We start from the raw sequence: 11,889 nt of genomic DNA, 5'->3' as shown, positions 1-11,889 counted from the left end.
TGACGTGTGTTGTTCGAGCAATGATGCGCGCAGTATAAAAAGCAATCGCCAGTGCATTTCACTATATAACTGCCTATATTTGGCGACAATTCTCGGCAGTAACCCTTTTCACAGAGGCGTATCCCCTATGCGTACCAACACTCAGACCAAGCGGGAGCTGGATAAGATCGACCGCAATATCCTGCGCATCCTGCAAACCGACGGGCGCATTTCATTCACGGAGCTTGGCGAAAAGGTGGGGCTGTCGACCACGCCATGCACCGAGCGCGTGCGTCGGCTGGAGCGCGAAGGGATCATCATGGGCTACAACGCGCGGCTGAACCCGCAGCACTTGAAGGGTAGCTTGCTGGTATTTGTCGAGATCAGCCTCGATTACAAGTCCGGCGACACCTTTGAAGAATTCCGCCGCGCCGTACTGAAACTGCCCCATGTGCTGGAGTGCCACCTGGTGTCGGGGGACTTTGACTACCTGGTGAAAGCGCGGATTTCGGAGATGGCCTCCTACCGCAAATTGCTTGGCGATATCCTGCTCAAGCTGCCCCATGTGCGGGAGTCCAAGAGTTATATCGTGATGGAAGAAGTCAAAGAGAGCCTGAACCTGCCGATCCCGGATTGACTGGCCCACCCTCCCACATTTTTTGACTGCCTATATCCGTCAGACCAGCACCTGTCGCGTACTCGCCATGTATTCGTGGATCTGCTTCTCCACCCGTGGGTGAATCAGCTCCACCGGGCGCCGCCCATTGGGGCACGGCAAGGTCTTGGTGGTACCGAACAACCGACAGATCAACGGGCGTTCGTCATACACCGTGCAACCGTTGGGGCCCAGGTGCACGCAGTTCAGCTCGTCCATGGCCGCCTCCTGTTCGGCGGCAGTCTTGCGTGGCAGGCGCGACATTTCTTCAGGTGACGTGGTCACTGGCCCACAGCAGTCGTGGCAACCGGGAACGCACTCGAACGAGGGAATCTGTCGGCGCAGCGCGCTGATTTTCTGACTGTTGCAACTCATCAACACAGTTACCGAACGGCGAATAGGCATGAATTCTGACGCAAAACGCCCTGCGCAGACAGCTTCATCCGACCGCTGTATCCTGCGTCAAATTTTCCAAACAGGGATGCGCCCATGACTGCCAGCGCCCGGCACACCACGTCTTACTACGCTGCCAGCAGCGTTCTGCAACCCGACTACCCGGCGCTGGCCGGCGAAATGCGTGCGGATGTGTGCGTGATCGGCGGTGGTTATTCCGGGCTCAATACCGCGCTGGAACTGGCCGAGCGCGGCTTCAGCGTAGTGCTGCTGGAAGCCCGCAAGATCGGTTGGGGCGCCAGCGGGCGTAACGGCGGCCAGTTGATTCGGGGCGTCGGTCACGGCCTGGACCAGTTCGCCAACGTTATCGGCACCGACGGCGTGCGCCAGATGAAGTTGATGGGCCTGGAGGCGGTGCAAATCGTGCGCGAGCGCATCGAGCGCTATCAGATCCCCTGTGACCTGACCTGGGGTTATTGCGACCTGGCGAACAAACCTCAGCACCTGCAGGGCCTGGCAGAAGACGCCGAAGAACTGCGCAGCCTTGGCTACCGGCATGAAGTGCGCCTGCTGCAAGCCAGCGAAATGAGCAGCGTGATCGGCTCCGAGCGTTATGCCGGCGGCATGATCGACATGGGCTCCGGCCACCTGCACCCGCTGAACCTGGCCCTTGGCGAGGCCGCCGTTGCGCAGCAATTGGGGGTGAAGCTGTTCGAACAATCAGCCGTCACACGCATCGACTATGGCCCTGAGGTCAACGTACACACGGCTCAAGGCAACGTACGCGCCAAGACGCTGGTGCTGGCCTGCAACGCTTATCTCAATGGCCTGAACCCGCAGTTGAGCGGCAAAGTGCTGCCCGCCGGCAGCTACATCATCGCCACCGAGCCGTTGAGCGAAGCCCAGGCCACCAACCTGCTGCCGCAGAACATGGCGGTGTGTGACCAACGGGTGACGGTGGATTACTTCCGCCTGTCCGCCGACCGCCGCCTGCTGTTCGGCGGTGCCTGCCATTACTCCGGCCGGGATCCCCAGGACATCGCTGCCTATATGCGACCGAAGATGCTCAAGGTGTTCCCACAATTGGCTGACGCAAAGATCGATTACCAGTGGGGCGGCATGATCGGCATCGGCGCCAACCGGCTGCCGCAGATCGGCCGCTTGGCGGACCAACCCAATGTGTATTACGCCCAAGCCTATGCGGGCCACGGCCTCAATGCCACGCACCTGGCCGGCAAACTGCTGGCCGAAGCCATCAGCGGCCAGCAACAGGGCCGCTTCGACCTGTTCGCCCGAGTGCCGCACATCACCTTCCCCGGCGGCAAGCATTTGCGCTCGCCGCTGTTGGCATTGGGAATGCTCTGGCACCGTTTCAGGGAGTGGGTCTGATTCAGCCGCGCCAGAAGGGTTTCAAACCTTCCTCACGGGCCTGCTCCGCGGTCAGCCCCACATCGCGCAATTGCTCCGGGGTGAGCGCCAGCAGAGCCTTGCGCGTGTGACGGCGGTGCCAGAACAGGTTCCAGCGGCAGCGGGTCGACATCGACAGCGTGCGTGCCTGCCCCGCTCCGTGTAACACCAACCGCACATCGCTCATGCCTCTCATTTTGCCGCCCCTCATTTGCCTGTTGCCATGAGTGACTAGGATCACCGAGCGGATGAAACCATTACAGATTCAACTCAGCTTTATTAAATCCATACAGATACTGCCTTTAGTCCCTTGAATCCTGTATTTTCCTTGCATCTGTACTGGTCCCTCAGGAGCGGCCACCATGACCCTTTACGTCAACCTTGCCGAACTACTGGGCACGCGCATCGAGCAAGGCTTCTATCGCCCCGGTGATCGCCTGCCCTCCGTGCGAGCGCTGAGTGTGGAACACGGGGTCAGCCTGAGTACCGTGCAACAGGCGTATCGCGTGCTGGAAGACAATGGCCTGGCAATGCCCAAGCCCAAGTCCGGCTACTTCGTGCCCGTCGGCCGCGAGCTGCCGGCCCTCCCCGAGGTGGGTCGCCCGGCCCAACGGCCGGTCGAGATTTCCCAGTGGGACCAGGTCCTGGAACTGATTCGTGCGGTGCCACGCAAAGATGTCATACAGATGGGCCGCGGTATGCCGGATGTATTGTCTCCCACCATCAAGCCTTTGCTGCGCAGCCTGGCCCGCGTGAGTCGTCGCCAGGATCTGCCTGGGCTGTATTACGACAACATCCTCGGCTGTATGGAGTTGCGTGAGCAGATCGCCCGGCTGTCGCTGGATTCCGGCTGCCAACTCACCGCCGAAGATATCGTCATCACCACCGGCTGCCATGAGGCACTGTCGGCCAGCATCCATGCCATCTGCGAGCCGGGCGACATCGTTGCGGTGGACTCGCCGAGCTTCCACGGCGCCATGCAAACCCTCAAGGGCCTGGGCATGAAAGCCCTGGAAATCCCCACCGACCCCATCACCGGCATCAGCCTGGAAGCCCTGGAGCTGGCACTGGAGCAGTGGCCCATCAAGGTCATCCAGCTGACCCCCAACTGCAATAATCCGCTGGGCTACATCATGCCCGAGGCCCGAAAACGTGCGCTGCTGACGCTGGCCCAACGCTTTGATGTGGCGATCATCGAAGACGACGTATATGGCGACCTGGCCTACAGCTACCCGCGCCCGCGCACCATCAAGTCCTTCGACGAAGATGGCCGTGTCTTGCTCTGCAGCTCCTTTTCGAAAACCCTGGCACCGGGCCTGCGTATCGGCTGGGTGGCTCCGGGCCGGTATCTGGAGCGGGTACTGCACATGAAATACATCAGCACCGGCTCCACGGCGACACAGCCGCAGATTGCCATTGCCGAATTCCTCAAGAACGGTCATTTCGAACCGCATTTGCGGCGGATGCGCACCCAATACCAGCGCAATCGCGACCTGATCCTCGACTGGGTCAGCCGCTACTTCCCGGCCGGCACCCGCGCCAGCCGGCCTCAGGGCAGCTTCATGCTGTGGGTCGAACTGCCGGAAGGTTTCGACACCCTCAAGCTCAATCGCGTGCTGATGGAACAAGGCGTACAGGTGGCTGTGGGCAGCATCTTTTCCGCATCAGGCAAATACCGGAACTGCCTGCGCATGAATTACTCTGCCAAGCCAACCCCGCAGATCGAAGAAGCGGTACGCAAGGTCGGCGCAGCCGCGATCAAGTTACTGGCTGAGGCCGAAGACTGACCTTTCCTCAAAATTAACCGTCATATGCCCACAACCGCCCTGATCGGAATGCAGCGCCTTTGATGACTCGACGGCTTTTACCTTTTTTCCTGCTGGGCGCCCTAGCCCTGGGTGGCTGCGCCACGGTGGACGCCCCGCGCATTCCCAGCGACGCGCTGCCCGCCGCGCAATCGTCGTTCGGCCGCTCGATCCAGGCCCAGGCCGCGCCCTACCAGGGCCGCTCCGGCTTTCGCCTGCTTCCCAACAGCAGCGAAGCGTTCATGGCGCGCGCCGAACTGATCCGCAACGCCCAGAGCAGCCTCGACCTGCAGTACTACATCGTCCACGACGGCCTCAGCACGCGCATGCTGGTGGATGAACTGCTCAAGGCGGCGGATCGTGGCGTGCGTATCCGCATTTTGCTGGATGACACCACCAGCGACGGTCTCGACCAGGTCATCGCCACCCTCGCCACCCACCCGCAGATCCAGATTCGCCTGTTCAACCCACTGCACCTCGGGCGCAGCACCGGCGTGACGCGGGCCATGGGGCGCTTGTTCAACCTGTCGCTGCAACATCGGCGCATGCACAACAAACTGTGGCTGGCGGATAACAGCGTGGCCATCGTCGGCGGACGCAACCTGGGCGATGAGTACTTTGACGCCGAGCCGAACCTGAACTTCACCGATATCGACATGCTCAGCGTGGGGCCGGTGGCTGAGCAGCTCGGGCATAGCTTTGATCAGTACTGGAACAGCGCACTGAGCAAGCCCATCGACGACTTTGTCTCAAGCAGCCCGTCCACAGACGACCTGACCGCAGCCCGCTTACGCCTGCAAGACTCGCTGGCCGAATACCGTCAGCAGCATCACGTCCTGTATAACCGGCTGCGTACTTACCAGACCCAACCGCGCATGGACATCTGGCGACGCGAGCTGATCTGGGCCTGGAACCAGGCGCTGTGGGACGCGCCGAGCAAGGTGCTGGCCAAAGCCGACCCGGACCCGCGCTTGCTGCTCACCACCCAACTGGCGCCGGAGCTGAACAGCGTCAGCCATGAACTGATGATGATCTCGGCGTATTTTGTGCCGGGGCAGCCCGGGCTGGTTTACCTGACCGGCCGCGCCGATGCCGGCGTGTCGGTGAGCCTGCTCACCAATTCCCTGGAAGCCACCGATGTACCGGCGGTCCATGGCGGCTACGCACCTTATCGCAAGGCGCTGCTCGAACATGGAGTGAAACTCTACGAGTTGCGCCGTCAGCCGGGCGCAGGCGGCAGCGGCAGTGGCAGTGGCGCGCACCTGTTTCGCCGGGGAGCTTTTCACGGCTCGGACTCCAGCCTGCACAGCAAAGCCATGATCTTCGACCGGGAAAAATCGTTTATCGGTTCGTTCAACTTCGACCCACGCTCGGTGCTGTGGAACACCGAAGTCGGCGTGCTGGTGGACAGTCCCGAGCTGGCGGAACACGTGCGCAACCTGGCGCTGGAAGGTATGTCACCGGCCTTGAGCTACCAGGCGAAATTGCAGGACGGCCAGCTGGTGTGGGTGACCGAGGACAACGGCCAGATGCACACGCTGACTCGCGAACCAGGCAACTGGTGGCGGCGGTTCAATGCCTGGTTCGCTACGAGTGTTGGGCTGGAGCGCATGCTTTAGGGTGGGAGGGGGCTTGCTCCCGATAACGGTGGATCAGTCAGTGCATGGGTCACTGGTGGACCGCTATCGGGAGCAAGCCCCCTCCCACAGTTGATCGAATTCAGGCCGGTTGCGCGACGCCAAATGCGCCCTGGCGCAGTAACAACAGCACCAGGCCCAACGCGCCGGCGGCCATCAGCAATGGCAATGCATGCCCGCTGATCCACTGACTGCCCGCGCCAGCCACCAACGGACCGATCAGGCAACCGATGCCCCATAGCTGCGCCACATGGGCATTGGCGCGTACCAGCGTATCATCGCGGTAGCGCTCGCCGATCAGGATCAACGACAGCGTGAACAACCCGCCGGCACTGGCGCCGAAGATCACCCATACCGGCCAGATCAGCAAGGTGTGCATCAGCACCGGAATCGCCAGGCTTGAGGCCAGCAACAGCACCGCACAACTCAAGAACAACGTACGCCGCGGCAGGTAGTCGGCCAAGGCGCCGATCGGCAATTGTAACAGAGCATCACCGACCACCACGGTGCTGACCATCGCCAGGGCGATCTCGGCAGTGAAGCCTTGCTGCAGGCAATACACCGGCAGCAGCGTCAGAATCATCGCTTCGAACGCCGCAAATAACGCCACCGCCCACGCAATCGCCGGCAAGCTGCGACAGAAGCGCCACAGGTCGCCGAAAGTCACGCTGAAAGATTCGGCAGTGGGTGCGCCGGACCGCCCCAACAGCAGCAGCGGTGCAACCATCAACAGACCCACGCCAACCCAAAAGCCATAATCCTGATCGGTGCCCAGCAGGCCCAGCAGCAGCGGCCCCGAGAGTTGGCTCAAGGCATAGCTGCAGCCATACAGCGCCACCAGGCGGCCACGCCATTGCTCCACCACCAACTGGTTGATCCAGCTTTCACCGAGGATGAATACGATGGTCAGGATCACCCCGATCATCAGTCGCAGCACCAGCCAAACCGGGTAACTCGGCAGGATCGCCAGCAACCCTATGGAGACCGCCCCGGCCCACAGGCACAAGCGCATCAGGTTGGCGGTGCCCAACCAGGAAGCCATGCGGCTGGAAACCTTGGCGCCGAGCAGCACGCCAAAGGCCGGCATCGCGGCCATCACCCCAATGGCGAAGCTGCCGTAGCCCCAGCCCTCCAGGCGCAGCGATACCAGCGGCATGCTGACGCCCAAGGCCAGGCCCACACTCAGCACCGAAGCCAGCACGGCGAAATAAGTCGCCCAACGCATGTCCACGCTCCTGTGGAGAATTATCAAAACACACAAAATGAAAGTGGGAGGGGGCTTGCTCCCGATAGCAGAGTGCCAGTCACTGCATGGGGTGACTGATACACCGCTATCGGGGGCCAGCCCCCTCCCACATTAGACCTGCGGTGTTGCTTAGAGCTTGATCCAGGTGGCCTTAAGCTCGGTGTACTTGTCGAACGCATGCAGCGATTTGTCGCGACCGTTGCCCGACTGCTTGAAACCACCAAACGGTGCAGTCATGTCGCCACCGTCGTACTGGTTGACCCACACGCTACCGGCGCGCAAGGCCTTGGCGGTCAGGTGCGCCTTGGAGATATCAGCTGTCCATACGGCTGCAGCCAGGCCATAGACGGTATCGTTGGCAATCTTGACCGCTTCCTCGGCACTGTCGAAGGTGATCACCGACAGAACCGGGCCAAAGATCTCTTCCTGCGCGATCTTCATGGCATTGGTCACACCGTCGAAGATGGTCGGCTCGACATAAGTGCCGCCGGTTTCTTCCAACGTACGCTTGCCACCGACCACCAGCTTGGCGCCGTCGGCATGGCCAGCCTCGATGTAGGACAGCACGTTGTTCATCTGTTGGGTATCCACCAGCGCACCGACGTTGGTCGCCGGGTCCAGTGGGTTGCCCGGCTTCCAGCCTTTGAGGGCCTCGATCACCAGCGGCAGGAAGGTGTCCTTGATGGAGCGCTCGACGAGCAGGCGCGAACCTGCGGTGCAGACTTCGCCCTGGTTGAAGGCAATCGCGCTGGCAGCGGATTCGGCAGCGGCCTGCAGGTCCGGCGCATCGGCAAACACGATGTTCGGGCTCTTGCCGCCCGCTTCCAGCCACACGCGCTTCATGTTCGACTCGCCGGAGCGGATCAACAGTTGCTTGGCGATCTTGGTGGAGCCGGTGAACACCAGCGTGTCGACGTCCATGTCCAGCGCCAGTGCGTTACCCACGGTATGGCCGTAACCCGGCAGCACGTTAAACACACCTTTTGGAATACCGGCCTCAACGGCCAGGGCCGCGATGCGTATGGCCGTCAGCGGCGATTTTTCGGACGGCTTCAGGATCACCGAGTTACCGGTGGACAGGGCCGGGCCGAGCTTCCAGCAGGCCATCATCAAGGGGAAGTTCCACGGCACAATGGCACCTACGACGCCCACCGGCTCGCGGGTTACCAGACCCAGCTGATCGTGAGGGGTGGCAGCCACTTCGTCATAGATCTTGTCGATCGCTTCGCCGCTCCAGCTCAGGGCGCCCGCCGCGCCGGGTACGTCGATATTCAAGGAGTCGCTGATCGGCTTACCCATGTCCAGGGTTTCAAGCAGTGCCAGCTCTTCGGCGTTGGCCTTGAGCAACGCGGCGAAACGCAGCATGGCGGACTTGCGTTTGGCCGGCGCCAGGCGCGACCAGACACCGGAATTGAACGTGGCACGGGCATTTTCCACGGCACGCTGGGCGTCAGCGGCGTCGCAGCTGGCAATGGTGGCCAGTACGCGGCCATCGACCGGGCTGATGCATTCGAAAGTCTCGCCGGAAGCAGCGGCGGTGTACTCGCCATTGATGTAGGCGCGGCCTTCGATCTTCAGCTCCTTGGCGCGTTGTTCCCAGTCGGCACGGGTCAGGGTGGTCATTCGAGTGTCCTCCTCTTATTGAATACAAGGCCCGGGTGATGTCCCACGGCAGCCTCAAAGAATTCTTGCCCGGCCAGCCTGCTGTTCGGCTCAAGGCAGCTGCCACCCTAAACCAGCGGCTGGGGATGTTTCAATATATTTGACACAACCCCGGCAAACGCCCTTGCGATGTTCATTTTAATAAACATAGACTTTGGTCTCTCCAACCCCAGGCCAGACGGGACACGCAAATGAGCATCCAGGACATCGTCGACTTCAGCCAAGCCAACACCGCCCCCGAGCGCTACCGCCCTGCCGCCGAAAAAATCCTCAAGGGCGATCCCGAACAAACGCTCTACAACCACTACAACAGTCCGTGCGGACAGATGAGCGCCGGAGTGTGGGAAGGCGAGGTCGGGCACTGGAAGGTCAATTACACCGAACACGAGTACTGCGAGATTGTGCAGGGTGTTTCTGTATTGCGGGATGTCGACGGCAATGCCAAGACCTTGCGCGCCGGCGACCGCTTCGTGATCCCCGCAGGCTTCAGCGGCACCTGGGAAGTGCTGGAGGCGTGCCGCAAGATCTACGTGGTGTTCGAACAGAAAGCCTGAACCGCAAATTTCAGGCAAAAAAAAGCCCGGATCGTGAGATACGGGCTTTTTTTCACAAGAAAGGCAACCAATTACTTGATTTTGCCTTCTTTGTAGATCACGTGCTTGCGAACGCGCGGGTCGAACATTTTCTTTTCGAGCTTGTCCGGGGTAGTACGCTTGTTCTTGTCGGTAGTGTAGAAGTGACCAGTACCGGCGCTAGAGATCATTCGAATCAATTCACGCATGATATAGCTCCTTAGATTGTGCCAGCGCGGCGCAATTCAGCCAGCACGACAGTGATGCCACGCTTGTCGATGATGCGCATGCCTTTGGCAGATACGCGCAGACGGACGAAACGTTTCTCTTCTTCAACCCAGAAGCGGTGATGCTGCAGGTTCGGCAGGAAACGACGACGGGTTTTGTTATTTGCGTGGGAAATGTTATTCCCAGTCACCGGACCCTTACCGGTAACTTGACAGACTCTCGACATGCCTCAGCCCTCTAAAACCACATGCCCAACCCGGCATGGGTTGGCCGCTTAATCTCTCAGTCATTTGGCGCCAGGCGCCGCGTTTCTTTAGGGTCTTACCGGCTACACCTACAAGCGAAGGAACCGGGCCCCTAGAAAAGAGCGCTGCTTTATACCAGAAAGACCCAGGTGCAACAACAGCCCGTGCGTTTTTGCCGACTTAAATCTCGGCTTCGGACGCCTGAACCATTGCCGGCAGGGCCCGCTGAACAGCCGACCGCTCGTCGCACAGAATGATTTGCACAGCCTGCGCGCGCGGATGAAGCGCACAGCGAAATGCACCAGGCCGTCATCAAAACAGCATTTGAGGCAAAAGCACAGGCAAAAATGGGCTAGTCATTTATCCGGCAGACCACTACGGTAGGCTTTTTTCCAGACTGCACTCGCAGATGGGCCTTCGATCTGCACAGGAAACCGAATATGCGCCTCGCAGCCCTACCGCTACTGCTAGCCCCTCTATTTATCGCGCCGCCGGCCGTTGCCGCCACCAGCTTGAGTGTTTGCACCGAAGCCAGCCCCGAAGGGTTCGATGTGGTGCAATACAACTCGCTGACCACCACCAACGCCTCGGCCGACGTACTGATGAATCGCCTGGTGGATTACGACGTAGCCAGCGGCAAGCTGGTACCCAGCCTGGCAGACAGCTGGGAAGTGTCCCCGGACGGCCTGACGTATACCTTCAGACTGCACCCGAATGTGAAGTTTCATCGCACCGAATATTTCACCCCAAGCCGCACCTTGACCGCCGAAGACGTGCGTTTCAGCTTCGAGCGCATGCTCGACCCGGCCAACCCATGGCACCAGATCGCCCAAAGCGGCTTCCCCCATGCGCAGTCGCTGCAACTGCCCACACTGGTCAAAAAAATCGACGCCCTTGACCCGCTCACCGTGCGTTTCACCCTCGATCACGCCGACTCCACTTTCCTCGCGGCGTTGAGCATGGGATTCGCATCGATCTATTCAGCGGAATATGCCGACAAACTGCTCAAGGCCGGCACACCGGACAAACTCAACAGCCAACCGATAGGGACTGGCCCGTTCGTGTTTGTGCGTTTTCAAAAAGATGCCGTGGTTCGCTACAAGGCCAACCCGGACTACTTCGCCGGCAAACCGGCTGTGGACAACCTGATCTTCGCCATCACCCCGGATGCCAATGTGCGCTTGCAGAAACTGCATCGTGACGAATGCCAGATCGCTCTTTCGCCCAAGCCATTGGACGTCGGCGAAACCGAAAAGGACCCAGCGCTCAAGGTGGAGAAAACGGCCGCCTTCATGACGGCCTTCGTGGCCATCAATAGCCAACACCCGCCTCTGGACAAACCGGAAGTGCGTCAGGCAATCAACCTCGCCTTCGATAAGGGCAGTTACCTCAAGGCCGTGTTCGAAGGGACCGCCGAAGCCGCCAATGGACCCTACCCGCCCAACACCTGGAGCTACGCCAAGGACTTGCTGGGTTACCCGCAGGACCTCGCCAAGGCCAAGACGCTTCTGGAGCGTGCCGGGCTCAAGGACGGCTTCAAGACCACCATTTGGACGCGCCCTACGGGCAGCCTGCTGAACCCCAACCCGAACCTCGGCGCGCAGCTGCTGCAAGCGGACCTGGCCAAGGTAGGCATCCAGGCCGAGATTCGGGTGATCGAGTGGGGTGAGCTGATTCGTCGTGCCAAGGCGGGCGAGCATGACCTGTTGTTCATGGGTTGGGCTGGCGACAACGGCGACCCGGATAACTTCCTGACCCCGCAATTCTCGTGTGCCGCGGTGAAATCCGGGACGAATTTCGCCCGCTACTGCGACCCGACGCTGGACAAACTGATCAGCGCCGGCAAGACCACCAGCGAGCAAGGCGTGCGCAGCAAGCTGTATCAACAGGCCCAGGCGCAGATCCAGCAACAGGCGCTGTGGCTGCCGTTGGCGCATCCGACGGCGTTTGCCCTCACACGCAAGAATGTCGAGGGGTATCAGGTGAGCCCGTTTGGTCGCCAGGATTTTTCCAAGGTCAGCGTCAAGCCCTGAAAACCAGGCCCGCCCCACCGGGGCGGG

General features: G+C 60.7%; 12 protein-coding genes. 6 read left to right on the top strand and 6 right to left on the bottom strand.

Annotated elements, in window-relative coordinates; translation table 11 throughout:
* Positions 1-127: 127 nt before the first annotated feature.
* Positions 128-616 carry an Lrp/AsnC ligand binding domain-containing protein gene (locus JBE38_RS11470; RefSeq protein ID WP_003176896.1) on the top strand — a complete coding sequence of 163 codons (489 nt, stop codon included), beginning with the start codon at positions 128-130 and terminating at the stop codon, positions 614-616.
* 39 nt (positions 617-655) lie between these two features.
* Here JBE38_RS11470 and JBE38_RS11465 read toward each other — a convergent pair whose 3' ends face one another.
* Positions 656-1,009 (bottom strand): YkgJ family cysteine cluster protein, encoded by a 354-nt coding sequence (locus JBE38_RS11465; protein WP_017135860.1) that lies wholly within the window; start codon positions 1,007-1,009, stop codon positions 656-658.
* A 114-nt stretch (positions 1,010-1,123) separates the two neighbouring features.
* On the opposite strand from JBE38_RS11465, the gene JBE38_RS11460 reads away from it, so the two are divergent.
* On the top strand, positions 1,124-2,416 hold the full coding sequence (locus JBE38_RS11460; protein ID WP_205344324.1) for an NAD(P)/FAD-dependent oxidoreductase: 1,293 nt from the start codon (positions 1,124-1,126) through the stop codon (positions 2,414-2,416).
* A gap of 1 nt (position 2,417) precedes the next feature.
* Here JBE38_RS11460 and JBE38_RS11455 read toward each other — a convergent pair whose 3' ends face one another.
* Positions 2,418-2,630: a DUF1127 domain-containing protein gene (locus tag JBE38_RS11455; protein ID WP_205344323.1), complete on the bottom strand. Its 213-nt coding sequence runs from the start codon at positions 2,628-2,630 to the stop codon at positions 2,418-2,420.
* 166 nt (positions 2,631-2,796) lie between these two features.
* Here JBE38_RS11455 and JBE38_RS11450 point away from each other — a divergent pair, with 166 nt between their 5' ends.
* Both JBE38_RS11450 and JBE38_RS11445 read left to right on the top strand, forming a co-directional pair.
* The gene (locus JBE38_RS11450) at positions 2,797-4,221 is read left to right on the top strand and encodes an aminotransferase-like domain-containing protein (protein ID WP_104995016.1); all 1,425 of its coding nucleotides are present in this window, start codon (positions 2,797-2,799) and stop codon (positions 4,219-4,221) included.
* Positions 4,222-4,283: 62 nt separating this feature from the next.
* Positions 4,284-5,858: a phospholipase D family protein gene (locus JBE38_RS11445; RefSeq protein ID WP_205344322.1), complete on the top strand. Its 1,575-nt coding sequence runs from the start codon at positions 4,284-4,286 to the stop codon at positions 5,856-5,858.
* A gap of 100 nt (positions 5,859-5,958) precedes the next feature.
* Here the strand turns inward: JBE38_RS11445 and JBE38_RS11440 are convergent, their stop codons facing one another.
* Positions 5,959-7,101: an MFS transporter gene (locus JBE38_RS11440; RefSeq protein ID WP_205344321.1), complete on the bottom strand. Its 1,143-nt coding sequence runs from the start codon at positions 7,099-7,101 to the stop codon at positions 5,959-5,961.
* Positions 7,102-7,251: 150 nt separating this feature from the next.
* Positions 7,252-8,745, bottom strand: coding sequence for an aldehyde dehydrogenase (locus JBE38_RS11435; protein WP_205344320.1), 1,494 nt, complete (start codon positions 8,743-8,745; stop codon positions 7,252-7,254).
* A gap of 230 nt (positions 8,746-8,975) precedes the next feature.
* Between JBE38_RS11435 and JBE38_RS11430 the strand changes: the two genes are divergently transcribed.
* On the top strand, positions 8,976-9,338 hold the full coding sequence (locus tag JBE38_RS11430; RefSeq protein WP_060753660.1) for a cupin domain-containing protein: 363 nt from the start codon (positions 8,976-8,978) through the stop codon (positions 9,336-9,338).
* A gap of 71 nt (positions 9,339-9,409) precedes the next feature.
* Here the strand turns inward: JBE38_RS11430 and rpmG are convergent, their stop codons facing one another.
* Both rpmG and rpmB read right to left on the bottom strand, forming a co-directional pair.
* On the bottom strand, positions 9,410-9,565 hold the full coding sequence (gene rpmG / locus JBE38_RS11425) for a 50S ribosomal protein L33 (protein WP_003176906.1): 156 nt from the start codon (positions 9,563-9,565) through the stop codon (positions 9,410-9,412).
* 11 nt (positions 9,566-9,576) lie between these two features.
* On the bottom strand, positions 9,577-9,810 hold the full coding sequence (rpmB, locus tag JBE38_RS11420; protein WP_010207494.1) for a 50S ribosomal protein L28: 234 nt from the start codon (positions 9,808-9,810) through the stop codon (positions 9,577-9,579).
* Between the two features lie 459 nt (positions 9,811-10,269).
* Here rpmB and JBE38_RS11415 point away from each other — a divergent pair, with 459 nt between their 5' ends.
* Positions 10,270-11,862 (top strand): ABC transporter substrate-binding protein, encoded by a 1,593-nt coding sequence (locus JBE38_RS11415; protein WP_090367976.1) that lies wholly within the window; start codon positions 10,270-10,272, stop codon positions 11,860-11,862.
* Positions 11,863-11,889: the final 27 nt, after the last annotated feature.

The sequence above is a fragment of the Pseudomonas sp. ICBG1301 genome (assembly GCF_016918385.1).
Taxonomy (GTDB): Bacteria; Pseudomonadota; Gammaproteobacteria; order Pseudomonadales; family Pseudomonadaceae; genus Aquipseudomonas; species Aquipseudomonas palleroniana.
Note: the sequence above shows the minus strand (reverse complement) of the source record. Positions and strands in the feature narration are given on the sequence as shown.